Below are 25,103 nucleotides of genomic sequence, written 5' to 3'. Positions count from 1 at the left end.
AGGCCTATTCGCCCAAGCCGCTGTATGTTCCAAATGGGCTGCAAAAACCTGGCCTATTTCAGTCAGGTTGTGAAACGTACAGCCACGCTACAATGCTATGGCTTGCTAGCCCTTGTTATACATCAAGGATCAATAGACCCTAATCAACAGAAAAGGACCTGGGTATGAGCCAAGTCCTTTTTTGTTTTTGCACCTACATGAATAATCCACAAGATTGAGGCGCAAGTGATAAATTAACGCTAGCTGCGCGCAATCATACGCTTGCGCTCGAACTCACGAATTTTCTCGACGTATTGCTGTAAGCCCTGCTTCGTTAATACGCTTCGGCGTCCATCAAGTACTTGTGCGCCGAACTCATCTGCCAATTTGCGGGCTGCATTGTGCATCATGTTAAACACTTGATGAGGGTCACCCTCAATAGGCAATATCATAAACAGCGAAATACCTTGGGTTTCAAAGTTCTCTAGGTTATCAATATCGAAAACCCCAGGCTTAAACATGTTAGCAAGGCTAAACAATACTGGCCCTTTGCCATTTGAATTTACGTGGCGGTGGAAGATGTCTTGATCGCCAAATTTAAACCCTAATGTTAATAGCATAGGTAATAGTGCAGCGCCTGAAATGGGCTCGCCTTCTGGCGTTCTTACATTTAATACTAAAACCTCGGGTTCGATCGACGACTTAGCGGTCTTTGATGTACTTCCAGCACCATCATTGCCTGACTCATTAGCACTAAAGCTTTCATCGCCAAAATCAGCGCTAGCTGCTTCGCTGGTGTCAAAATCAATACGCATTTGATCGTCACCAAAATTCGGCTCTTCACGTCTTCTCACTGGCGTTTTGCTTCGTTTGTTACGTGCAAAACGTCGCGGCTGTTCATTTTCTTCATGAGCATCGCTGGATGAAACAGACTCTTCGGGTGCATCTAAACTGAAATCAGCAACTTCTCTTTCGTTTTTAGCCGGCGGCTGCACTGTTTCAGGCTCTTCCTCCAGCGTTGGGTCGATATAAAACTTCTGTGCAGGACGAACTGGCTCTGCACGTCCTATTTCTTGATGACCGCTCGCCTGACTCTGAATTGGGTCATGCGATTGCGCGTTATCCGCTCTCTCTTGATTACTTGGAGTATTTGGCTGTTCGCTTTCTTCACGCTGAGCATGCGACGCTAAAGACGTTTCCTCTTGCTCTTCGCCTTCACGAAGTAAGAAGCCTGGAGGTTCAGGGAACGCGGCAAGGTTTTCGTCGCCTCTGTTAGCACCTTTTGTTGATGGGCCATCGGGACGAGCTTGCCCTTTCATGTGTGGCTTCGGATTCGTAACCACAGAGCCATAGAGCTTTGGTGCTTTCTCAGCTTCTTCTTTCCCGTCAGACGGCATAGCTGAATTACCAACGCTGCTTGGGCGTTTACCCGCATGCTCACCGTGTGCGCCCTCTTTTCCATCACCCTGCTCTTTTGACGTGGCATGTTGAGACAAGCTATCCTCGTCATCAGCTTCTTCGCTGCTGTAAGCATGTTTTTCATTGATATCGTAATGCGCAGGGCTTTTTGCCGTATTCGTCGATACGTTGCTTGCAGCCTCATGCTCTTGGTTTTGTGTTTTGCTAACCACGCGCACCGCGCCAATGCCAAGCTCGTCAAAGCCTTCTTGCTCGTCGGACTCGAAATCGTTGTCATCATCTTGCCACTGACGGGGCTCTAAGCGCTCTTTTTCCGAAGGCTTACTGTTTTTACGAATTTTCCAAATACCATGGGCAAGCACTGCGATGATAAAAACCGTGCCTCCAAGGAGTAAAAATAGACGTAATTGATCTTCCATTTAATTTCTTTCGCCCTTTGTTATGCTTCTGCGAAGGCTACAGCTTCGTCTACATCTACCGCCACCATACGCGAAACTCCTGGTTCCGCCATGGTAACACCGGTTAGGTGACTGGCCATTTCCATCGCTATTTTATTGTGGGTGATATAAATAAACTGCACTGTTTGTGACATTTCTGACACTAAGTTACAAAAGCGCCCTACATTTGCATCATCCAATGGTGCATCTACTTCATCCAGCAAACAAAATGGTGCCGGATTTAATCTGAAAATAGCAAACACCAATGATAAAGCGGTTAATGCTTTTTCTCCACCGCTTAAGAGGTGAATCGTACTATTTTTCTTACCAGGGGGGCGAGCCATTATCGTCACCCCAGTTTCCAACAAATCGTCATCGGTAAGCGCAAGATATGCCGAGCCGCCACCAAACACTTTGGGAAATAACATTTTAAGGTCTTCATTAACCTGTTCAAAGGTAGTAGAAAAGCGCGTGCGGGTTTCTTTATCAATCTTCCGAATGGCCGATTGTAGCGTTTCCAAGGCTTCGGTCAGGTCGTTATGCTGTGTATCTAAATGCGACTTTCTTTCCGACTGGGTTTCATATTCTTCAACCGCAGCTAAGTTCACTGCACCTAAACGCTGCAAATTAGCCTGCGTTTTTTCAAGGTCTTCTTGCCAGCGTTTCTCTTCGGCATCTTCGGGTAAGGTTTCTAGAATGTTCTTCAGCGACTGCTGCGTTTCATCAAGCTGTTCTAAAATCGTATTCGCACGTACCCGATACCCTTCAATATCAATGTTGAGTTTATCGATGTTTGTCTGTCGCGTTTGAATATCTTTACCTAAAGCTTGATGCCCTTTTTCGGCTTCTCGTAACCATTGTTCTATATCTTCAAGACTACTTTGCTTAGCACTTTTCAGCTGTTCTAATTCAGCTTTGTTTTCCAACAACGACTGTAGCTCTGCTTCTTGAATTTCTTCAGGAGACGTAAGCTGTGTAAGTTCTGTTTGTAATCTTTCTTTGTTTTTTATGTACTCTTCACGCTGCTGAATGTTACGCGTAACCTGTTGACTATATAAATTCTGGTGGTTCTCTAGTTGCTGCTTCTTAAGTGCAAGCTCATGTTTTTGCGATGTTAATGTATCAACTAACGCGCGCAACTCTGACGTAGTTCGCTCATTTGCATCACGCTTAGCGTTCACATCGTCAATGTGCACTTCGTGTTCAAGAATTTGTGCCTCTTGAAGCTCTAATTTTTCCGAAAGTTGGGCTAGTTGCTCTTCTTCTTTCGCTAACATTAACTCTTGCTTTGCTAACTCGTCATTAAGTTTGGCAGTGCGTGTTGACTGTTGCTCTTGCTGCATTTCAAGCAAAGAAAGTTTATTTTTAAGCTGTGCGCGCTGGTTTTCTTTTTCACTTAAGGCGCTCTGAATAGCCTGCTTTTGCGCTTCACTCTGTTCAAGTGCCTGTTTGGCACACTCTACTGAATGCTCAATCTCATCTATAAGGCTTTCAGTTTCTTCAATGCTGTCTACCAGCCCCTTAATTTTGTTCGCCCGCTGCAAAGCACCGTCGCTTGCTTCGCCAGGTTTCACTACCCACTGCGAGCTTGCCCACAACCCTGAAGGCGAGATTGCGCTAGTAAACTCCTTGGCAATAGCTTCAGGTTCAGGTTCAGGTTCAGGTTCAGGTTCATCTTCATTGTTAAAAGCACTTTCAATCGTTTCCGCAAGTTCGTCATCGTTGCTACAAAGGTAAATGTCATCAAAAAATGCGGGAACACGCTGTGTTGACGATTCATTTGTGCTAGATTCAGTTAATAGAGCGTGTGCTAGTGAACCCGATTTGGCAGTGCTTACAAACGCCTTATCGGTAAACACTTTAATGCCGCTTGGCAAATAAGCGTGGTTTTGAAGCAGTGCCTGTATGTCATGGCTTTTGGCAACAACGGGGTCTTTTGCGTGTTGTAAAATCGATTCTACACAAGGTGCAAGAGTTTGGTTAGAGCTAAACTGCTGCCACAGCTTTTCAATCCCGTCTAACGTAACGTCTTCATTATTTGAGGCATCTTGTTGAAGCGCTTCTAGCGCAGCTTTTGTGGACAGTGCAGTTTGTAACTGGCCCTGGGTATCACGGCGCTTCGCTTCTATAGCGTTGACTTCGCCTTGTTGCTGCGACACCTTTTGATTGGACTCTTGAAGTAATTGCTTAGCTTCATCAATGTCAAAATAGAGTTCGCTACATTGCTCTTCTAAAAGTGTTATCTGACTGGCAAAATCTTCTTCATCTAGCTGTTTTAGCTCGTCTTGTAGTTCGCTGATACGCTGAGAAGTGCGTAACTGCATGCTCATCGTTGACTGAATTTGGCTATGGCATTGCTGAACATTCTGACGAAGTTGATTGTAGGTTTGTTCTTGCGCTCGCGCTTGTGCGTTAAATTCTCTTAGCGCTTGTTCAGCGTCTTCAAAACGCTCTTTGGCATGCTCTAACTCTGCTTCCTTAAGGGCAAATTCAGGCTCAATGTTTTCAAGCGCCTCGTTTGATACCGCAAGCGCTTCCTGTGCCTCATCAATAGAGTGGTTAAGCAATTCGTGTTGCTCGCTAATTCGTGCTAACTCTTGCTCTACCTGCCCTTTGCGTTGTTTTGCGTGCAGCGCATTTTGCTCTAGTCGTGTTATTGCGTTACTGGTAGTAAACAGCTGCTGCTGAAGATCATCTATCGTTTGTTTTGTTTCCAGCTGCTTGGTTTTGTACGACTCAAGCCCCGCTTCATCGCCCTGTAGTCGAGCCACTAAGTCGTCAACTTCTAACTGCAGTGCTTGCTGCTGTTTTTGCAGCGCTTCAATATGTTCACTGTTTTTTAGAAAACGAAGGGCTGCTAACTGGCCTTTTAGCTCTCTGGCTTGTGCACGTAGCGTTTTGTAACGAGTAGCCGCAGCAGCCTGACGCTGTAATTTTTCGAGCTGCTTGCCTAATTCATCGCGCACATCATTCAAGCGTTCAAGGTTATCTTGCGTGTGCCTTATACGGTTTTCTGTCTCTCTGCGGCGCTCTTTGTACTTTGAGATACCCGCGGCTTCTTCTATGAATACACGCAAATCCTGTGGCTTAGATTCAATAAGCCGCGAGATCATACCTTGCTCAATGATGGCGTAAGACCGGGGGCCCAGCCCTGTTCCTAAAAATAGATCGGTGACATCACGCCGGCGACATTTAGTGCCGTTTAGAAAATAGGTAGAGGTGGCGTCCCGTGTAACTAAGCGTTTAACAGACAGCTCATTGTAGTTGGCAAATTCACCCGCTATCCGCCCTGCACTGTTGTCAAAAACAAGTTCAACGCTACATTGACCCACTGGCTTACGAGACGAAGAGCCATTAAAAATCACGTCGGTCATTGCATCGCCGCGTAAGTTTTTGGCAGAACTTTCACCTAAAACCCAACGTACAGCATCAATGACATTCGACTTGCCGCAGCCGTTAGGGCCTACGATGGCGGTCATTTCGCCGGGGAATGGAATAGTAGTTGGCTCAACAAAGGACTTGAAACCCGCGAGCTTAATCTTTTTAAGCCTCACACATCATCCCTCTTAAACACAAAGCTGCACGCGGTATCGCCTTGATATTAGCCAGAAACCAGCTAACCATCGGCTGAAATAGCAGTTGATGTAGAAATGATGCAATCACACGGAAGATTCTTTTGTTATTATGCTTCGACTCTACCAAATCTAACAGCTTGTAACAATTACCATTTCACTGAGTTAGGCAGAGAATACGCCAAGCGCGTATGATAGAACAGATAGTTAACAAACACAGCGTTTTAAACGCGAAGGAGTACGAATGAGTTCAGGCGGTGTACATTATTTCTTTGAAGGCTTTTCGCTTATAAAAACCAAAGGATTAAAGCGTTTTGTTTTTGTACCCCTAACAATAAACTTAGTGCTTTTTTCTGTGGCTTTTTACTTCTTGTTTGGCCAAATAGAAATGGGTATCGCTTATGTGATTGATCTTGTACCTGAATGGTTAGGCTGGATAAAAACAGCGATCAGCTTTTTCTTGTGGCCCCTCGCAGTCATCAGCGTATTGCTCATTTTCGCACTGATCTTTGGCACACTGGCAAACTGGATTGCAGCGCCGTTTAATGGCGTTCTATCAGAAAAGGTTGAGCGTCATTTAACGGGTCAAGATTTAGGTGACGAGGGCGTGATGTCTTTAGTTAAAGACATTCCTAGAACTGTAGGGCGCGAACTCACCAAGCTGGTTTGGTATCTACCTCGCGCTATTGGATTTTTGTTATTGTTCTTTTTTCTGCCCATTATTGGGCAAGTCTTGTGGTTCTTATTTAACGCCTGGATGATGGCAATTCAGTACTGCGATTACCCATACGACAACCACAAAATAGATTTTACGCGCATGCGCCTGCACCTTGGCGAACACAAAGGGAAAGCGATGACGTTCGGAATGATGGTGAATATATTCTCACTTATTCCCGTGGTTAACTTTATCGTTATGCCCGTAGCAATTTGTGGTGCAACGTCTATGTGGGTAAGAGAGCTTAAAGATACACTCGCTAAATAGTGGCGAGTGTATTGTTTTAGTAATGACAGCTATGGTTATTTGCCACCAGTAAACGCTTCGTATTCAGCTAACCAGTGTGCGGCTTCTTTTTGGTTGCCGCTATTGTGGAACGCCTGGAAGAAATTCATTGAAATAGGTCGCTGGGCATTTTGTTTTTCCAGCTGCTGCTGCCACAGTACCAAATATAAAGGCGGGATCACGCCGCTATCGTGATGTTCCATAAAGGTAATTCTGCGGCTGGGCTTATAGCTGTTTTCCCCCAATACGGTGCACGTTTTGGCCCGTGCAATAATGGTTGCAGGATCTATCTCTAGCCAATTTTCAACCGTTTTGTGAGGTGCATACCAGTACTCAGAATCTACGATTAGGTTTGGTGGTGCAAAATCGTTTATTCCATCTTCATCGCACAGCCTATTCGCCATGCCCTTGCCAATAGGATATTCGTCAGCGAAGCCTGCGAAGTGCGCTAGCTCATGAACAAACACTGAATAAGCGTCACTGATGTCTAAGTACATTACGCCGTTTTGAACATTTGCCTTACCCTGCTCTGCCACTACTACTGCATGACTAAATTTCTGCTTTTTCGCAATGCTTGCCAAAGGAGTAATACTACAGCCTAAGATCCCAGCGTTCTTATAATCCGGATCGCAGCTTAGTACATCGGGTTTAAGCCAAATAGGCGGGGCCAGGCAAATAGAAAGGTTCTGCAGGCGCTTGTCGTCATTGAATGAGTTATAAAGACTGTGAGCACGCATGATAGTAGCTAAACTGGTAGCAAAAGGCTGAATACGCTGAAGGCATTTCCCTTCATTCTCCCAGTTAAATGAAGGAGACTGCTTTAGTGCTTGCTGTATAGAATACGGCGTGTAGAGATTGATGGCCTCTAAGGCTTTTTCCGCTTGAAGATGCCCTTTCTTCGCGGCAAAGCTAAAATGCTGCTTGGCCTCAGAAAACTCCCCTTCGTCCCACAGAAGGCGAGCGTATTTAAATGCGCTTTGCATGTCTAAGGTTGCTGTTGCTGCGAGAAGCGGTTTCGCTAATTGTTGCTGCCCGTGTAGAAGATACCAATCGGCCAATGCGGCCTGTGCGGGTACGTAGTTTTGTGAAGCCGCGCGTACTAGCCACTTCTCACGTTTTTCTGGCGAATCAGTAGACATTGCAAACGCAAGCTGTGCTTCTGCGACCTCGCCGAGCGCTGCTAAGCGCATAAAGCGCTGTGACGCACCTTCTTCACCTAATATTTGATATAGCAGCCATGCAGCGTCTGCGTTTTCAAGATTAACTAGCTTCTCTAGAAAATAGATTGCAGTGGTTTCATCAATATAGTCAGTAGCAATGAAGCCTGCGTTATACGCACGCTCAAATTCACCGAGCAAGCGTGCCTGTGCATTTTCACTGCCCTGCTTTGCAGCTAACCAAAGTAGCGCTAGTGCATCATGCTTAAGGTGATAGTTAGAATAATTGAAACGTTCGGTATTAGCCGAAGTTTGAGCGTCGGGAGAAGATTCTGTGCTGTCCTGTTCCATGCCGTCGGCAGCATTTACTGAAGCAGAGCTCGCCTTTTCAGTTGGGTCGCTATCTGACACTAGGCTTGCCGGCGTAAGTACCTTGCTTGCATTAGCAATTAGTTGCGGGACATAGCGTCCGCTATCGCCCGCAACTATGAGCAGTGCGAACACTGCTAAAAATAAGCCTCGCATAACGCTTGCTGCTTACTCTTCGCTAACCAGATCGCTGCTAGCTAGTTCACGCAAACGGTTAAGTTCCATTCGTGCGTAGCGGTGTTCAACGTAATCAAATACATTGGTGCTTAATGCAAGCTTGAAGTAATTTGATGCAATACCGCTGTTTCCGCGCTGGGTATGAAATTTACCTAAGTAAAAATACGCTTCACACAACCTGTCTGTTAACGCTTTTTGGCTTTTCACACCGTCTAACAATGAGTTAAGTACATCGTTCTCATCAACAGTACCTAAAAACAAGTCCACCAGCGTAGTAGCCCAGTGCTGGTTGTCCAGCGTTGGTCGAATAGAAGCCAAGTATTTTTGTCCTTCAAGCTCTGACACGTCGTGATGCGCAAAGTACGCCCACAGAGCGCGAAATGGATCGCTATCATCTTTTTCAAAAAAGCGGTTTAGATCGTTGGTCGCGAGTTCGGCGCGCCCACCGTAATAAAGCGCAATACCGCGATTTAGGAACGCGAAATCATACTCTGGGTTAATTTCCAGTGTAGAGTCGAATGCGTCGTAAGCCTGAATAAAGTCGTTCTGCTGAATATAGTGAATACCCATAGAATTATAGGCTTCAGCCAAATCTGGCTTTAAATTAATGGCTTGGGTGTAATCAAACTGCGCTAAGCCCGATAGGCCCACGCTGTCGTACAACATGCCTCGTTGAAAGTGCAGTTCAGCTTTGTCTTCATCTGATAACGCAGGGCTGGTAAGCACCTGATTGTAACGAGCAATAGCCATTTCGGAACGAGGATTAATGGGCGCAGGTTCGGCTAAAAGCAGGTTTCCCATTTGTGGTCTTTCTGAAACAGGTGGTGTTTGCGCACAACCGGTTAAAATAGCAGCGAATAGAGAAAAAAAGATGAGACTAACGTTTCTGCACATGGTAAAAAAGCATTCTATAAAAAAAGAAAAAACCGCCTGAGTATTAAGTATACGCTTGTTGCGGCGCTAATGCCGCCAACCTTCTCGCATTTGATGATAAAAGTAAAGCGTATTGGGTGGTTAACACAGGTAGCTATGAAGAAAAATAATTTAGAACAACTATCACAACTTGCTTTTGACGCACAGAAAAACTCACACTCACCTTATTCCAACTTTAAAGTTGGTGCTGCGGTGCTTACTCCAAGTGGAGAAACCTTCTCTGGTTGTAATGTAGAAAGTGCTGCTTTTCCATTAGGACAATGCGCTGAAGCCACAGCTATTGGCAATATGGTCACACAGGGACAAAAACGTATTTCGCATATCGTTATTGCGAGCCCGAACGACGAGTTTTGCTTTCCGTGCGGTGGATGCAGACAGAAAATTGCTGAATTTGCCCCAGATGAAACTCCCGTTACCATGGTAAGTCAAAACGGCGAGACATTCGAAACCACCATTGGTGAGTTACTTCCAAATGCCTTTAGAGCACACGATTTAGACAAATAAGTCATTCCTAAAATACTGTTCGTAATCGAGGCTCGAGCGAGTTTCACCGCCTTTACCTCGTTTACGAACGCATCCAGCTAAACACCCTATAAATCAGCACATCAACGGCTTACTCGACTGTTTAATTGAAAGTATTCTTCCTTGCGCATCAAAGGCCAGCGCTACATGCGTGCCAATATTGATATCCCCTTCTATGCGACCGTTAATATTTAATGATGCGATAAGGTTTTCAGAAACCACAACTTGCTGATTTTTGCAGCTCACCAAGAGCCAATACCCATTTTGCGCCGTAAGCGTGGCTGGCTCTAACGTAACCGCTCTAGCGACTAAATTGCTTTCAAGATATTGTTGAGTATAGGCATTAAATCGCGCTTTATAATCAGTACCGGCTTTACCAGCTAGCAGCTTATCTTCCCCTTCGAATCCGTGATATTGAACAATGTCTACACGGTGTGCTGCCGTCTGTAATGGCGACGAATGGTTACGTTGAAATGTTCCTATGTTGTAAACGCCCAACATTGCGACAATAGCAAATGCCACAGCCGTGAAACGTAAGGTTGAAGAAGCGAAGTACGCTCGAATATTAGCAGCCGTAGCAGCAAATACGCGTTTTATTCCACTATCACTTTCTATTGCCTTGTTGTACGCGAGAACCCTTTCACGAATTCGAGCATTAGCCTTTTCACTCATTCCATCATTTTGCTTTTGTACCTGCTGGCTGCGTTTGAACGCATCTTGTAGCTCTTTATCTGATGTAGACATGATTACAGTTTCTCCAGCATGGTTTTAAGGCTGTCTTTGGCATAACGTATCCGGGTTTTAATCGTTTCTTTTTCAGCGCCGCAAATAGTGGCGATTTCCGCTAACGAAAAACCTTCAAACTGTAGCGAAAGCGCCTCTTTCTGTTTGTAGGGTAACTGCTGAATACATGCCTTAAACATGTCTTTTTCTATCCCTTTTGCTACGTCATCCTCTACCGAAGACTGTGCATTTTTAAGTAACTCGCTTAACGAAAACGACTCAACTGCCTCGTTGTTAAATTCAAGCTTGGCGTTTTTTCTGAATTCATCAATAAGCGTTCGCCTACCAATAGTGAAAAGCCAAGCCTGAAAATTATCGCCGCTTTTAAATAAGTGACGATTTTCGATAACCTTAATCCAAGTGCGCTGACACATATCTTCTGCAACAGTGCTATCACTTAACACCTTCAAAAAATAAAATAGCTTATGGCTGTGTAAGTCAAACAGCGCGGCTAACGATGCTTCATCACCTTTTGCGCTGTACCGCAGCATCAGCCTTTCGCTGACTCCCAGCACTTTTTCGCGCTTGCCTTGAAACAGGCATTGCAAGCTTGCGCCTATACTCATAGGCAGTCCTTATTGTTCTAATTTGAAATCTAATACTACAACCATACCTGATTGACTAACAGGTTTACCGTCATTCAGCTTGGGTTTGTACTTCCATTTTTTAAGCGCTCTGCGCGCAGCTCTATCGAACACGCGCTTGGGCTCTGAATCTAGTACTGTAATATCAGACACTGAGCCACTAGCACTTATCGTAAACCCTAACTTTACCCAGCCTTCAATACCGTCGCGACTGGCCTCAGGTGGATAAGTGGGGGTCTACCCTAAATTGGGGTGTGGCTTGCATATCACCTTGCGCACTGTTCAAGTTAATCGACAAATCTAACCCCGTATTAGGTATGTGCGTTTTTATCTCAAAGCCGCCTGGGCCTTCATTGGGCTCAGGGTCAATCTCGATAACTTTTTGAGGTGGCGTTTTAATTACCTGCTCAATTGGCACCATTGGTTTTTTAGTGATGGTCCGTTCGTCTTCAGGTTGGTAAATGATCGGCTCAAAGAACACCGGTGGGGCTTCGCTTATGTTTACTTTGTCTTGCTTAATGAGCTCTGCCATTAATACGAAAAGCCCTGCCGTAACGGTACATCCAGCTATAGCAATTGTGGCTGCGTTTAAAGCACGTTTAGCGAAAGGCGCTTTTTCAAACGGTAGTACACTTTGGTGTGTTAAGTGCTTTGGGTTGGCGTTTGGTAAAATTGTTGTTTGCATAATGTTCCCCCTTTTTTCACTAAACGGGGGAACTGATATAAAGGGGTGAATAAATGTGAACGTTTTTATTTAACGTTGACGTTTTACAATGTTCGAAAGGTTAACTTTTATTTTGGTTACTCGGCTTTTCGCCTTCACGAATAGGCTCTGCAGACGTCTGATTGGCGCGGTTTTCTTCTTGGCGTTTATTCAGCTTAGCAGCGGCCATAAATCCAATAAAAAATATGGCAAAAATAACAACGCCCACCCAAATCAAAACATTAAAAAGAAAGTCCATATCATTCCCTAATCACAATTTCGTGAAATAACTTTAACATTTATTTGTTTGAGTAGGTTAATTAGATCACCACTGTAACTACGCCACCAGCTTAGTTATTCAGAAACTTCAACACCAATAGCCATAACAGACTGTCCGTCTTTGATGGCTGGCATTTGATTAACCATCATAACCGTGCCATCAACGGGCGATTTAATGGTTTCAACGAGATTTCCAAAATAGTCCGTGACCGCACCTACATCCTGTCCTGTCTTTACTTTATCGCCTATCACCACAGAAGCTTTGAAGAACCCGTTTTTTGAGCTCTTTGGATATTTGATTGTTTCATAGATAACTGGCTCGGGGTGCTGCTTTGGCGTCTCTGGCAGCATTTTCAAAAAATACATGGCGTTTTTAGCCACATCTAGCGCTTTTGCTACCGATTCTTCATCTGTCTGTGCCAAATGCCCAATTTCAGTCGTTAGTCCCGGCTTTCCTCTCGTCATCGCTGTGTTAGGGTATGAAATTGAATTGTTGGGATCTCTTGGGCGGTCGCCATACATAACGATATGCTGCATGCCCGTGGCTTTGGCAAATTCAAATGTTAACGCATCAAGTTCTTCGTCGCCCACAAAAGGAGAATACACATGATTTAGCAACGTTTGGTTTGCGCTACCAGAATGCATGTCGATCAAGAAATCTGTTTTGCCGATAAACTCTCTGGTTAGCAGCTCCGCAATCTGTTCTGTTGGTGTGCCATCAACGCTCCCTGGGAATTCCCGATTTAGGTTTTTCTCATCTTTAGGGTTCAACGCGATTCTATTTGCGTGAAACCCATCTAAGTTTGCCAAGTGCAACACAACCAACACACCGCTCATCTCTTTAGGATCAATGCTTTGCTGTAGTTGCTGCAACGCATACATAGATGGAAACTCATCGCCATGAATACCAGCGGTAAGCAACAATACAGGACCGTCACTTTTTCCGTTAATAACCGTCACTGGCAAGGTTATGTTGCTTTCTTTAGCAAGATATGACGTTTTCTCCCCCGTTTTTGTTGTCACCCCCATTAATTCATACGGCGCATTTGCACTAACATTGAGGCTAAACGCACAGCATAGGGAAACAACAATGGAAGCAAGAGGATTCTTCTTAAATAGCATAGCTGACAACTCATGAGAAAATAGCGCACTAGTAAGCCAGAACGTTTCAACTTAATCAATAAAGAGTATTTTAAAACACCTTTGCAAAAAAATACCCGCTATAAAGCGGGTATTCTCGATTGGTAAATTAGCTTGCTCGCGCGGGCTCCAGTTCGGGGTGCGTATTCTCTACGTGATGCTTCTCTCGCACAGGTTTTACAAGTAAGTTAGCAATAAATGCCAATACCAATAACCCAGCCATTGCATACATAGTGGTATTGTAGAGCGTAGAGGTTGGGTCTACCGTTCCGGCTGGCGCAATTTCCAGCAAACGTGCAACCGTTACCGTTTTAGCTTCTACCAATTTTTGCAAGTCAGCCATTGGCGCACCAAACTTACTTGCAAACGCGGCAGGGTCGACTTTTGCCGCTAAATCGGCAATTGCATTCTCTACTGACATATTGCGCAAATAAGTAATAGCGAATGGCCCTAATACGCCGGCAGTAGACCATGCTGTTAGCAATCGGCCGTGAATGCCGCCTACATGTAAGGTACCAAACAAATCTGCCAAGTATGCAGGAATAGTTGCAAAGCCACCGCCATACATTGTGAAAATTATCATTGTTGCAATGTAGAACCCAATTAACGCGGTGGTGTTCCCCATTCCAGCCCAAAAAGGGATAGACAAGTAAAGCAGCGTACCTATTACGAAAAAGCAGTGGTAGGTATTCTTTCTGCCAATATAATCAGACGTAGAAGCCCAAAAGAAGCGCCCTACCATGTTAAACACCGAGATCATCAATACATAGGTACCTGCAAAACCTGCGGTAACAATAGCTAAGTTTCCAAAGATCTCATTGATCATGGTCTTCGCTACGCCAATAACGCCAATACCCGCGGTAACATTGAAACATAGTACTATCCAAAGCAACCAAAATTGAGGTGTTTTAAGGGCTTGATCAATATGGACGTGATTTTTCGATACCATTCCTTTCGATGATGCTTCAGGTTTAGGCTGCCAACCCTCTGGTTTCCACTCCTCTTTCGGTACGCGATACTGGAAAGACGCAAACATCATTACAATAAAATAAGCGATACCAAGAGTAAGGAAAGTCGATGCCGCACCAGTTTCGCCCGTACCAACGACATAAACACCGGCTTCGCCACCGAACGAGGCTGCTTGATTTGCAGAGGCAATAACCACTTCTACTTTTCCAGCTGCCGTCTCTGCAAAACGACGCCCTTCTTCGGTAACCAGCGCAACCATGTTTTCTGCACCTAAGTATTCTGGCGCTCTTTGAAAAGTTTCAAGCAGTGCACTAATAAGAGGAGCGCCTATCATTGCACCTCCACCAAAACCCATAATTGCGAGACCTGTTGCCATACCTCGTCGATCGGGAAACCACCGTATGAGTGTTGAGACTGGTGAAACATAACCGAGCCCAAGCCCGAAGCCGCCGAGTACGCCGTAGCCCAAGTACAGCAGCCACAGTTGATGGGTAGAGATACCTATCGAACCAACAATAAAACCACCGCCCCACAAAAAAGCCGCAACCACGCCTACAAAACGAGGCCCTACTTTCTCTAGCCATTTACCCGCAAATGCGGCAGCTAAACCAAGGCAAACAATAGCCACTGAGAAGATCCAAACAACCGAAGATAAACTCCAATCGTTAGCAGAAGACGCAACAACGCCCAAGTCTCGAGTTAGCGGCGTGTTGAAAACTGACCACGCATAAACAGACCCGATACAAAGGTGGATTGCGATAGATGCTGGCGGAACCCGCCAGCGGTTATAGCCATCTGGTGCGACAATGTTTTCTTTGCGTAAGAAAGCAAGCGCCCCCGTTCCTGAAGTTGACATACATTTTTCCCCTACATGTATTGTGCGCGTTTCTATGCCGCTTTATTACTGGGGGTGTATGGCTCCCATTATTGTATTAAATCAAAGGTATAGAAACGAAGATGTGTACGTAAGCCAGCGTTATCCTGACCTTTTGTTATACTTAAGTATAACGACACTGTCGCGCAACTTAATTTTTACTTAATGTTTACATATAGAGTAAGACTTTAGTCTTATAAAGACAGTTGCTCTACCTTTGTGGCAGAGCAACAAGCGAAATGGATACTACTATTTTGCGGGTTGTAAATCTGAATCTTCTGCAGTTTCTGCTTTTTCCACGTCACTTTCAATCTGTGCTTTTTGCATGTTAGAGATGTTGTTAATCAATAACCAAGTAACTATGGCTAGTGGAATGGATAGGACCTCAGAAACCTGCGAAATCAGATTAACATTCATTATTTCGGAGATTTCTTGCGCCCTTCTGGACATACGAAAAACGACCTGTCCAACCACACTGTTGGCGATCCAGAAAAACCACCATATGCCTAAAATAGGGCCTGCTTTTTCTAAGTGCCAATTGTTAGGGTTTTGGCTGGCTTGCCAAATCTCTTTCATCGCTTGATAAGGTTTCCATAACGACACAATAGGAATGAAATAGAAACCTATCGACCAAGCAGGTGTAAACGTCATATCTTTAGCGCCTAAATAACGCGCATTTTGGTTTGACTGATAAATCCATTTAAGAATTAAGATGCCGGAAATGATAAACACCGCCAAATACGAAAAAGCAATTATCTGCTGCCTTTTGTCATTGGACTCAGCGTCTGCAACGGCCATTTCTTGATTGAAATAAACGCCATTTTGAAAATCTGTTAGAAGTTGATACTCCATTAAGTTGGAACCAATGGCTATAAGCGCTAAAGCCACCTGTACGTACAATAAATACTTTATCCACGTAGTGAGGCGACCAGGCTCCTTAAATTCTACGTTATTTTCCGACATCTCCATTTACCTCTTTCCCCTTACTACTGCGTAAGCGTTATCTTTTATTAATTGTTATCTGTATTGAGTTAGTTACTGGTTTATTTACTGCCTAGGTGAACTAAGCTTTATTAGCTAATAGTTCCTGTAGCGCTTTCGGCAGTATCGCTTGCGCACTCTTTGTTATGCGAGCCTCATTCTTTTGCCACCAAATTCCCGAATATACGACGCCTAAACCGATCGCTGATAGCGCTACAGGGAAAAGCCAACTATCTTCAAAAACGGTAGAAGCAAGATGACCTAAATATAAACAGCATCCCAAAGCACCAAATATAACAAATACACGTCGAACCAACAGAGCACCAGCGCCAATCATGGCAAGGTTTATACAGAAATAGATAAACTTAGACAGTTCGCTGTCTGAATCTTGACTGGTAAGGCCGCCCCAAAACGCTAAAACGCCGAAAAGATAAAGCCAAAACGCGTAATCTGCTGTGTTCCGTGCTCTTATGTCCACCCAGAACGCCAATAGCGTCATCAACGCGCCAAAGTACATCGACACAAGTGCTCGGAATTGCCACGTGTAGCTGTTCCATAAGTCCTCATGGTCAATAATGAGCATCACAGCGTCCATACTGATATACCAGAGCGTTACCGCAATCGGCATTATTAAGAACGGGTATTTATATCGCCATGCTACGATAAGTCCAGTTACTAGCGTTCCAAGTTCCATATATAACCATAGCCATTTAATGCGGTGGTGAAACTGGCGAAAAACCGTATTGTCGTCGGGCCATAGCCCTAGCCATTGCTGCGCACCGTAGATAGCAATTGGCGTTAAACAAACTACGAACGTGGCACAGATCCCTGCTGGTATTATTAAATGCTTACGCGCAAAGGAATTGGCAAGCTTTAAGCCCACGCCAGCATAAAGCATAGAGATAAATACGATGCCGGCACCACCAAATTGCTCCCAGCCTAAATTCATAAATAGAGTCATGGCGCCAATTGCAATAAGGCCACCTAAGTAATACAGAATATGGGTGAAGGTAAAAGAGGGAGTATGCTGATTTTCTTCTTGAAAGAAATTGTACAGAGCAATGCCCTGTTGCTCGGAGATGATATTGTTAGCTACTGCTTTTTGAATACTGGATTTAGATACTTCCATGTACTTCTCTAAATAAGCTTGAAGAGCTGAAGATTATTACTTTACTTTGTTATGGGTAAAAAGCCAGCCTAATAGAAGTTACTCGCTTCCTTTCTCGATATCTAATTCCGCTCTATCGATTAGCGTAAAATAGTCTTCATCAGCGTAAAGCTTTAAAAAGATAGACATAGTGATGCTTGTCATTTCATTTGCCGCCTCTTTAAACCCAGTATTGACGTGAAGATCAAAGCCCGTTGGCGATGCAGAACCCATGAACTCTTGAAGTTCAGTGAATTCTTTTATTGCGTCGGCACTTAACCCTAAAATGTACTCAGTTCGCACTGGCGTTTTACTCAGCCATCCTGACTCGGCCGGCAGTGTTTTTTCTGAAATAACCTCAAGATTATACTTAAAACTTCTTTCTTGCTCTGAGGAGCTAACACCCAAGGTAAGCCAGGTGCTTTCTGGTTTTATTTCGGCAGGCTTGTCTAAGTGAATCTTCGTAAGTAAATGATTGGGGTCGAGTTCAACAAATTTCTCCTCATCAAATGAGCGAAACTCAAGCATTGTTGCAATAGGTATATTGGCACAACTAACTACAAGCAAAGTTAATGAAACAACAAATAATTTTTTGATACTTAACAACAGCGGCTTCCCTTCATTGGTTATTACAAGACATGTTCTAGCAATTCTATACAGTTCTCGTCGTTTCTTTTGCAAAAGCTTTTTCAGATTTGTTCCACGTTAAGTGGCCAAAAGCGATACCCGCAATGGGAAAGATGATCATCGCAATGGCGAGTCGCCCCCAGATATTTTCGGAAGGCTCAATAAACGCCATAAGTAATGACCATAATAAACCGGTAGAGACTCCCCAGCCTAAAACGCCGTAAACTAGAACGAAGCGCTGTTTTCCTTTTTCTCTTATTCTCGCCCACTTTTCTAATTTCATCGCAGATATCCTTTTTCAACTCTAAGCAATCATTGCAAGACAGACAAAAACCACCACAAAGCTTATAAAACCAACAGCAACGGTCCTTCCTTCATCACGACCTGCTCTTGGATACTTGCCGAAGGTCAGCAACTTGAGCACCACATGGCCCGTGCCCTTCAAAACGAATTCCATAATAGCGTCTATGATAATCCACTTTATTACTCGAAGCATAAAGCGGCCCAGCGGTTCAAAAACTTCTTCCATAACCCTTACGCTCTTTAACCTAAAACCTGTTCTATAAAAAGCAACAACCACATTGCAAGAACGGCAACGAAGTTGATAGTAAACACCAAACCACGCAATCTAATATTGTCAGTAAATATTTGTACAAGACTATGCAGCACCCTGCCAATAAAAAATACCCACGCAAGGAAGACTTGTGAATTGCTAATTGGCTCACCTAAGGAAATTAGCAAGGCGCAAACAACGTGAAAAAATAACGGCCACTCAAACTGATTGCTCAGATTCGCACTTACTTTAGGCTGTATATCAGCAAACGGGTTTGAACCATCTTTGTTTTTCCCTACTCCCCATACCGAAGGCGCGCGAGCTAGCGTGAGAAATACGTAGAGCAATGCACAAAGAAGAATGTGCATAAACATAGGGGTTATTAAATTAGACATCTTGGTTTAATTATCTCGTTGTTATCAAATTTCGTTAGCTATCAACGCAACTATCATATCTTTGAACACCTTTCGGCAGACCAAGTGCTACACCGGTGAAAGAGAAAATAAAGATAATCGATATTACAGTTAATGCGGCAAAACTAGACTCGTTTATGTTAGGGCTGACAACTACCGAAAAGGTGTTGATACAAAGCAAAAGCAAGCTTATTTTTGAATACCCTTTAAAGCCTAAAACTCCAGCGAGCATAAGCATTAAAAACGAGCCCGCAACTGCCGGAGTAAATGGCGCAGCGGCCAGTAGCAAACACAAAACCGATATAAGCACAGATAACATTAAGAAGAGTTTTTTCACGTTTTGCCCCTTTTTTTGCCGAGCAGCTGAAGAGATAAAATAATCACTAAAAGCATAGAGTAAAAACGGCGAGTTAATAAACTAACTACATAATAAAAACCGTTCTGTTGCCACCCATTATTTTCTAACTTGTAATGATTGGCCTACACTGAACAAGCGTTGAACCAAGCCTACCACCTACTCGTTTTCTGCTTTTCTTAGTATTTTAAAGATTCGGCTTATTGTGATTTCAGACAAGTTCCACTCATAACCTTCAAAGTCAGTGGTATTGATAAATTGAACAACCACGGTATCGAGGTCTTTGTCATATTCTGCAAGGCTTTGATAGCCGATAACCAAGCCTCCATGCTCGAAAACATAAGGGTAAAGTTCCGCTTCGCCTTCATTGAAAATAGCGCCGTTGTTTAGCGCTCGTAAGAACTTACCCACATCTTCTGCTGTCGCTAGCATACCGTAGTCGCGCGCCTTAACATCTTCCTCGTAACCAACGTAATAGCCGCTCATCACGTCGTCCATATTGACTTCGCTCAATGAAAAATAGGTGTTGTTCAATTCAAGCGGAAGTAAAATGTTTTGCTTAATGTACTCGTGGTGACTGTACCCCAAAACCTTATCCATAAGATTGCGAAGCAACAGATAGTTCGTGTTGGAATACTCATATCCATCACCGGGCTCAAAACTCGCCGGAAGATCTAGCGCAAAGTCGAGCGCTCGCTTGCCGTTTTCCGGTTCGTTTTCCCAGTAGGCAGCATTATCAGTAAAGTTAGGGATTCCTGACTTATGCTGCACCATCATTTTAAGCGTTATTTTTTCTGAATGCTCAATTCTGTCTTTGAGTTCGGGTAAATGATCAACGAGTAAATCGTCTAGGGATAGTCGCTGTTCTCGCGCCATTTTGGTGATAGCCACAGCAGTGTACAACTTACTGATACTGGCAATTTTAAATAAAGAGTCGGGGGCAGCGGGTATTTTGTTATCTCTATCTTTCCAGCCTGCTGTGTAAAAAGCTGGAGGTTTTCCCGCCTGATCCACGTAAACAATTATACCGTCAAAGCCATGGCTAATTGCCTCATCAACTTGTTCTTGTACTGTGTGTGGCAAAGGTAGGATCCAGGCTTTAACCAATATCCACGGAACGAAAAACAAAGAAACAATGGTACTGATTAGCAGAAGAAGCCTGATGATTGTTGTTCTTCGGTTCTTCGTCATTTTACCTTGCCTTTAAAGCTCATCATGTAACACTATCACTAGGTGTACGCCAACTTATTGCAACCGAAAATACAATTGTTACCTAAACGGCTATCGAAAATGAAACTTACTCATGGTACTTTCGAATTACAGCAATCTTACCGTACTCTATTTCTAGTACTTCCATCATTACTTGACTGTATTCAATAGGCTGATTGTTTTGCGGATGCACGCCCTTGACATAATTCTTATATCTGATAGCAATAGCAGAGTGATTAAATGTAAAAACATCTAACAGCTCAGCATTATATTCTGTATGTGCGCCTAAATAGAATGTCATGCCCTCTCTCATTTGCTCCTTACCGTCAGGTAATCGCGTATCGTCTATCACCCATGGCAAATGTGAATGACCAACATCATCCGCGAGCAAATTTAAGTGATTTTCAAGCTCAACTTTTGTCGCGCCAGGGGCCTGAGTTGCAACCATTGTGTCGAAGTACTGTTGGGCAAGCTGCTCAAGATCTATTTTAATATCTTCAGCCGATACCGTAGCTGACACTAGAAGTGATAATGCAAGAAGTATATTTTTTTTCACTAGAAACTCCGTTTCACTTATTTCATATATTAACGAATTTGCCTAACTTGTCTCGGTTGGGACATTTTGCGTAATCATCTTTTTATGACCATGGTAGCTATCATAAAACTGCTTATGTGCCGCATAAGAAAATGTATCGTTTCTTTCTGAATATTGCCCAATCCAATCAATAAGCATTGCTAAGTTGTCATCTTGGGCTTGCTTTGTTTTGTATTTATGGGGCTCCCAAGGTCTCGCCTTTGCGTTTGAAATGCAGGATTCAGTGGGTAAGTTCATAAATATAATTTCAGTAGACTGCTGCTCTACAATTTTTAGTAAGTCTGTATAACAGCCTTCAATTACCCATTTGTCGTTAGAAGAAATAAAAGCCTTTATCTCTTCTTCAGAGTCATCAATAGGCTTTCTCTCAGGAGGGCTAGTAGGTTTCCACGCTAATGTATCTAGATCTAAATGAGCCAAATCTTGTGTTTTGCATAAGTGCTGTGCCAGCGTAGATTTTCCAGAACCAGAGTTTCCAAATATTAAAATTTTTGCCAAAACCACCCTCCTTAAATCAACTAATAAAATGCTGAACTAACAATGCGTTTTAAACGACCTGTAACAGTCCACGGCAACGTAGCCAGAAACTACCAAAAGGCCATTAAAAGTGCACTAGCGCTTAAAGCTTTGACTGTGAAGAACCCCAACCGCGTTAACTTGTTAAGTGCGATGTAAATAATTATTAAGCTCATCGACTAACTCAAGTGCTTCGCTTTTCGTTAAGTAAGGTACTTTTATCGTTCTGGCCCAAAAGAAACTTTTACCTGTTTTAGAACTCACTTCTGAAAAAGGCATAGCCAATAACGTGTTATCGTTTCGGTTTGGGATGGGAGTTAAAAACTCTACGTCTCGATACAGTGTTTCACTGTCTGGCGCTTTAACCTCACCTTTCACTTTTGCAGCAGCTATCAAGCCACACCATTTGTGGGAAAAGAAAACAATGTCGCCTATATGAACATGGTGAACAAACCTTTTGGCGTCTCCATACGCCTCCAGACGACTATTATCCATCATCGACCAAATAGAGTCCTCATTCCAACTGCGATTTGTATCAAATAATACACCTTTTACATCACTTGGGTTTTTGTGCTTATCATAGGGAAGCGCAAAGAACTCAAAGTACTTTTCGCCAGCAAGTTCATAAATTCTATAGGGCAAGAAATCGATGGATATACCACTTTTCTTCCAGTAATCGACGGAAGATATTAATGAGTCATCCGCTGCACTGCCGATAACTAATAAGTGCTGTTTATTATTAATTTCTTTAGGCTCTAATTGGTGCTCAAGACTAAAAGCCTCTCTGTGTGCTTCAACTAGCGACATGTCGCCTTTGCTATATTCTTTGAACTTATTTTCTAATTTTTGATAGCTCCATTGACCAGCATCTTGCGCATATCTCAGCGCTTGATGAACAGCATCTTTCCCGGCAGATGCACGCTTTAGCTCGAATATAACTAATTCGCCACTTTCATTCAGTGCATATATGTCAGCTTCTGCCTGCCATTGGCGTTCTTGAAACACCGGCATCAATCTAGCGTCTTCAAATAAGACGTCTAAAATACTGTTCGCAATTAAGTTTTCTAGATCTTTCTCTAATTTTCCAAAGCTAGAAAAGTCTTTGAACTCTACGGGTTCCAACTTTTCAAATACTTCTGCTTGTTCTTCTATTTTGTAGAGCATGCTTTGCATTCCTTTGAGTGAATAACAGGTAACAGCTTTGATACAGCCTTTTGCGGCTGCATCAAAGCTGCGATGTTAATTGACTCGTTGTATCTTACTTAACAGCCACTTGATAACTTCAGTTTTACCTACAGGAGAGTAGCGACTTAAATGAGGTAGGCCTGCAACGTAAATAGGGCGTTCATTGATCTTGCAACTAAATCCCTTAACCGCCCAGTTTCCGTGTCCTGACGGTAAATAATCTTCTTTGCCGCCGAACATAGAATGCAAGTAGCCGTAGGGTGAAACATCAGAGTTTCCGAAAGTTATTATAAGCTTTGGCTTAACAACGCTTAAAATTGCCTCATGTACTGGCCAACATATTTCAGCTAATGAAAAGTTAATATCTGTAGCTTCGCGGCTCTGTAAGAATATTAAATTACTCGCACACACATCTCTGGTGTTGATCCCAAGGCTTTCAAATATCCATTGAACTCTTTTTTGAAGAGGGGCTTCGCCACTTGCCCACACACCTTTATGATTCTCCCAACTCTCATCCAAGTAGGCGTTAGTGGTATTTGTAAGCATTGAACTAATACTTTGTTCAACTGGCTTTCCGTTTGCGCCACCTGGATTGAAGCCGAGCAAGTAAATATCACTAGGCTTTAGTGTTTCATGACTACTATAGAGAACGCTTCCTGGTTCCTCTAGATATTCAGACAGCGCTTGTTTAGCAATAATAGGTATTTCATTTTTGGTCATTTTTGCCTCGAAAAAAAATAGAAAAATTTAAGCAGTACAAAAAAGCTATCGCAGCACGTTCTTCTTCGCTCCAACTAACTAGTCACACGGTTATCGTATGTCTTTATAATCAATTTTAGTTGCTGCGAATATGTTTTGAGTTTTGCCGCGTTGCCACTTGGTATTAAAGACAAGACGAACGTGTCTGATCCATCGTCAATGCCAATAATTTCTAACCCCATGCTTTTTGCACAGGTTGAGAATAAAAAGCCAGATTCACTAGACTCTAAGTAGTAAGATATATTGAACTGAGTTTGCATCATATCGTCCGCCAGCTGGCTCGATATGCTGCAAGTAGCAAGTGCATTTTTAGATAAATCGTTTAATAAATCGAAGACATGTTGCGCATCCTCTCTCCAATCTACAATCACTACACGGTTGATGCTTTTTAGACCTTCTATAATTACAAATGTAAGGTCAAATGAATTTTCAAAGGCTCCATCAAATCCGCTTTCTTCTAGTCCGTCTTTGTGTTTTAGTTTGTATGCTTTCTTATCAGAAAGGTAAAGTTGAACGTCATTTACAACGGTTTGATTGCCATTGCCGATTATCTTTGCTAATGCAATTTCTGGGGAGTGGTTTTTCGGCTGATTTTCATTACAGCCTATAACAATAAGAGCAGTTATAACTATCAGTAATCTCTTCATCATTCCTTGATTCCAACTTGGTTTTATCCACTACAGTGGGCTTCCATATATAGCGGATACCGACGTAAAAATAACTAGTTAGACAGACCCATAATGTAGACCCTTTTAGACAAAGATGCCTGTCTCGTTTAGTCGATGATTCTCTTTAAAGGTGCGAACCCCTTATTCTCTCAGAGTGTAATATAAAGTGCCTGTTCTTTAGTTAGTTTTGCGGGATATTAATCTCTGCGGTCATGTAGTCCACGTTGCTCCCTGATAGGAATACTCTATTACCTTTGACTTCACATTCTACGCTGCCCGACCGCTTAGACAGCTGTCGAGCACTAAGCTTATTGCGACCGAGACGGCTAGCCCAGTATGGCGCAAGTTCACAATGGGCAGACCCTGTGACCGGATCTTCGTTCACTCTAAGCTTAGGAAAGAAACAGCGGCTAACAAAATCGACCTCTTGTCCCGGGGCAGTTACAACCACACCCCGTAGCCCAAGCTCTTTGAGTTTTTCAAAATCCGGTTTTAGTGATTTTATTTCTTCTTCAGAATCAAAAACAACGAGATAGTCGAACCCGGATAGTACTTCCTTCGGGGCTTTGCCAAGCGCATTAACTAGCGCTGAAGGTGCTTCAGTGTTGATAAGCGATGCAGCCGGAAAATCCATACTAAAACCCGTGCCACTTCGCGTGACAGTAAGCGGCCCACTGCGGGTATGGAAAACTACTTCCTGCTTGGCGTAGTTTAGATGAGTGTAGAGTACATGAGCCGCAGCAAGTGTCGCATGCCCACAAAGATCAACTTCATCTGCTGGTGTAAACCACCTCAATTCATAGGCGTTCCCCATCGGAACGAAAAATGCGGTTTCAGAGAGGTTATTTTCTTCAGCAATGGCCTGCAACAAACTATCATCAAGCCAAGCTTCTAATGGGCATACGGCAGCCGGATTACCTTCAAAAACATGGTTTGCAAAAGCATCAACCTGAAACATCTTAAGCTTCATCTATCTTCCTTTTGTATGCTGAAAACCCAACGCTCAGCAATTATGGCTATTCAAGTGCTGGTACGTATCGTTAGGCCTCTTTTCGTCTTTTAATTGAAAACAAGCTGAACCAAAATGCCCCTTCTACAACGAGCCCCAAAATAATGAACAGGAATACACCTGACTGAACTCCCATACTGTAAGATGTTATAGCTGCGACTAGAAGAGCCAGAGCAATCAGAATTCGAT

At 43.4% G+C, this 25,103-nt stretch carries 25 protein-coding genes and 1 pseudogene; 2 read left to right on the top strand and 24 right to left on the bottom strand.

From position 1 onward, the window contains the following. Positions 1–239: 239 nt before the first annotated feature. Both zipA and smc read right to left on the bottom strand, forming a co-directional pair. A complete protein-coding gene (gene zipA / locus AC0J2X_RS07980) occupies positions 240–1,817 on the bottom strand; it encodes a cell division protein ZipA (protein WP_472995932.1) in 1,578 nt (525 codons plus the stop codon). A gap of 20 nt (positions 1,818–1,837) precedes the next feature. Then, the gene (gene smc, locus AC0J2X_RS07975; RefSeq protein ID WP_342317591.1) at positions 1,838–5,389 is read right to left on the bottom strand and encodes a chromosome segregation protein SMC; all 3,552 of its coding nucleotides are present in this window, start codon (positions 5,387–5,389) and stop codon (positions 1,838–1,840) included. A 262-nt stretch (positions 5,390–5,651) separates the two neighbouring features. On the opposite strand from smc, the gene cysZ reads away from it, so the two are divergent. Further along, on the top strand, positions 5,652–6,389 hold the full coding sequence (gene cysZ / locus AC0J2X_RS07970; protein ID WP_014979262.1) for a sulfate transporter CysZ: 738 nt from the start codon (positions 5,652–5,654) through the stop codon (positions 6,387–6,389). Between the two features lie 35 nt (positions 6,390–6,424). On the opposite strand, the gene AC0J2X_RS07965 is transcribed toward cysZ, so the two are convergent. Continuing rightward, positions 6,425–8,089, bottom strand: a complete 1,665-nt coding sequence (locus tag AC0J2X_RS07965; RefSeq protein ID WP_156078329.1) for an SEL1-like repeat protein — start codon at positions 8,087–8,089, stop codon at positions 6,425–6,427. Between the two features lie 12 nt (positions 8,090–8,101). Further along, positions 8,102–9,004 carry a lipoprotein NlpI gene (nlpI, locus tag AC0J2X_RS07960; RefSeq protein ID WP_014949420.1) on the bottom strand — a complete coding sequence of 301 codons (903 nt, stop codon included), beginning with the start codon at positions 9,002–9,004 and terminating at the stop codon, positions 8,102–8,104. 135 nt (positions 9,005–9,139) lie between these two features. Here nlpI and cdd point away from each other — a divergent pair, with 135 nt between their 5' ends. Next, positions 9,140–9,547 carry a cytidine deaminase gene (gene cdd, locus AC0J2X_RS07955; protein WP_039220705.1) on the top strand — a complete coding sequence of 136 codons (408 nt, stop codon included), beginning with the start codon at positions 9,140–9,142 and terminating at the stop codon, positions 9,545–9,547. A gap of 93 nt (positions 9,548–9,640) precedes the next feature. Here the strand turns inward: cdd and AC0J2X_RS07950 are convergent, their stop codons facing one another. The 20 genes and pseudogenes from AC0J2X_RS07950 to AC0J2X_RS07855 all read right to left on the bottom strand — a co-directional run bounded on the left by AC0J2X_RS07950 (position 9,641) and on the right by AC0J2X_RS07855 (position 24,875). After that, positions 9,641–10,309 carry a hypothetical protein gene (locus AC0J2X_RS07950; protein WP_171337087.1) on the bottom strand — a complete coding sequence of 223 codons (669 nt, stop codon included), beginning with the start codon at positions 10,307–10,309 and terminating at the stop codon, positions 9,641–9,643. A gap of 2 nt (positions 10,310–10,311) precedes the next feature. Beyond that, positions 10,312–10,914, bottom strand: coding sequence for an RNA polymerase sigma factor (locus AC0J2X_RS07945; RefSeq protein ID WP_472995931.1), 603 nt, complete (start codon positions 10,912–10,914; stop codon positions 10,312–10,314). A gap of 9 nt (positions 10,915–10,923) precedes the next feature. Continuing rightward, positions 10,924–11,617 (bottom strand): annotated as a pseudogene (locus AC0J2X_RS07940) (TonB family protein). A gap of 100 nt (positions 11,618–11,717) precedes the next feature. After that, positions 11,718–11,894, bottom strand: a complete 177-nt coding sequence (locus tag AC0J2X_RS07935; protein WP_197040339.1) for a hypothetical protein — start codon at positions 11,892–11,894, stop codon at positions 11,718–11,720. Between the two features lie 95 nt (positions 11,895–11,989). Next, positions 11,990–13,036: a succinylglutamate desuccinylase/aspartoacylase family protein gene (locus AC0J2X_RS07930; RefSeq protein WP_231513071.1), complete on the bottom strand. Its 1,047-nt coding sequence runs from the start codon at positions 13,034–13,036 to the stop codon at positions 11,990–11,992. A 127-nt stretch (positions 13,037–13,163) separates the two neighbouring features. Then, a complete protein-coding gene (locus AC0J2X_RS07925; RefSeq protein ID WP_069944296.1) occupies positions 13,164–14,879 on the bottom strand; it encodes an OFA family MFS transporter in 1,716 nt (571 codons plus the stop codon). Positions 14,880–15,146: 267 nt separating this feature from the next. After that, positions 15,147–15,860 carry a DUF4328 domain-containing protein gene (locus AC0J2X_RS07920; protein WP_254666640.1) on the bottom strand — a complete coding sequence of 238 codons (714 nt, stop codon included), beginning with the start codon at positions 15,858–15,860 and terminating at the stop codon, positions 15,147–15,149. A gap of 100 nt (positions 15,861–15,960) precedes the next feature. Then, a complete protein-coding gene (locus AC0J2X_RS07915; RefSeq protein ID WP_069944294.1) occupies positions 15,961–17,007 on the bottom strand; it encodes a DUF2157 domain-containing protein in 1,047 nt (348 codons plus the stop codon). Positions 17,008–17,085: 78 nt separating this feature from the next. After that, on the bottom strand, positions 17,086–17,631 hold the full coding sequence (locus AC0J2X_RS07910; RefSeq protein WP_014976510.1) for a hypothetical protein: 546 nt from the start codon (positions 17,629–17,631) through the stop codon (positions 17,086–17,088). 46 nt (positions 17,632–17,677) lie between these two features. Continuing rightward, on the bottom strand, positions 17,678–17,935 hold the full coding sequence (locus AC0J2X_RS07905) for a hypothetical protein (protein ID WP_014976509.1): 258 nt from the start codon (positions 17,933–17,935) through the stop codon (positions 17,678–17,680). A 21-nt stretch (positions 17,936–17,956) separates the two neighbouring features. Then, a complete protein-coding gene (locus tag AC0J2X_RS07900) occupies positions 17,957–18,181 on the bottom strand; it encodes a hypothetical protein (RefSeq protein WP_014976508.1) in 225 nt (74 codons plus the stop codon). 14 nt (positions 18,182–18,195) lie between these two features. Next, positions 18,196–18,600: an MAPEG family protein gene (locus AC0J2X_RS07895; RefSeq protein ID WP_014976507.1), complete on the bottom strand. Its 405-nt coding sequence runs from the start codon at positions 18,598–18,600 to the stop codon at positions 18,196–18,198. Positions 18,601–18,634: 34 nt separating this feature from the next. Beyond that, positions 18,635–18,955 carry a DUF6419 family natural product biosynthesis protein gene (locus AC0J2X_RS07890; RefSeq protein ID WP_170826503.1) on the bottom strand — a complete coding sequence of 107 codons (321 nt, stop codon included), beginning with the start codon at positions 18,953–18,955 and terminating at the stop codon, positions 18,635–18,637. 177 nt (positions 18,956–19,132) lie between these two features. Beyond that, positions 19,133–20,164 carry a serine hydrolase domain-containing protein gene (locus tag AC0J2X_RS07885; protein WP_069944292.1) on the bottom strand — a complete coding sequence of 344 codons (1,032 nt, stop codon included), beginning with the start codon at positions 20,162–20,164 and terminating at the stop codon, positions 19,133–19,135. A 106-nt stretch (positions 20,165–20,270) separates the two neighbouring features. Then, positions 20,271–20,738 carry a hypothetical protein gene (locus AC0J2X_RS07880; protein WP_069944291.1) on the bottom strand — a complete coding sequence of 156 codons (468 nt, stop codon included), beginning with the start codon at positions 20,736–20,738 and terminating at the stop codon, positions 20,271–20,273. A gap of 42 nt (positions 20,739–20,780) precedes the next feature. Beyond that, complete coding sequence (locus AC0J2X_RS07875) at positions 20,781–21,275, bottom strand: AAA family ATPase (protein WP_069944290.1); 495 nt, start codon at positions 21,273–21,275, stop codon at positions 20,781–20,783. A gap of 162 nt (positions 21,276–21,437) precedes the next feature. Continuing rightward, positions 21,438–22,457, bottom strand: coding sequence for a PDDEXK family nuclease (locus AC0J2X_RS07870; protein WP_014998281.1), 1,020 nt, complete (start codon positions 22,455–22,457; stop codon positions 21,438–21,440). 75 nt (positions 22,458–22,532) lie between these two features. Then, positions 22,533–23,198 (bottom strand): uracil-DNA glycosylase family protein, encoded by a 666-nt coding sequence (locus AC0J2X_RS07865; protein WP_069944289.1) that lies wholly within the window; start codon positions 23,196–23,198, stop codon positions 22,533–22,535. Positions 23,199–23,272: 74 nt separating this feature from the next. Beyond that, positions 23,273–23,887, bottom strand: coding sequence for a DUF6630 family protein (locus AC0J2X_RS07860; RefSeq protein WP_231513070.1), 615 nt, complete (start codon positions 23,885–23,887; stop codon positions 23,273–23,275). A gap of 199 nt (positions 23,888–24,086) precedes the next feature. Continuing rightward, entirely contained in the window at positions 24,087–24,875 is a 789-nt protein-coding gene (locus AC0J2X_RS07855) for a PhzF family phenazine biosynthesis protein (RefSeq protein ID WP_069944287.1), read from the bottom strand. Positions 24,876–25,103: the final 228 nt, after the last annotated feature.

This window comes from Alteromonas sp. R7 (assembly GCF_055755235.1).
This window is presented reverse-complemented; position numbering and strand designations above follow the sequence as displayed.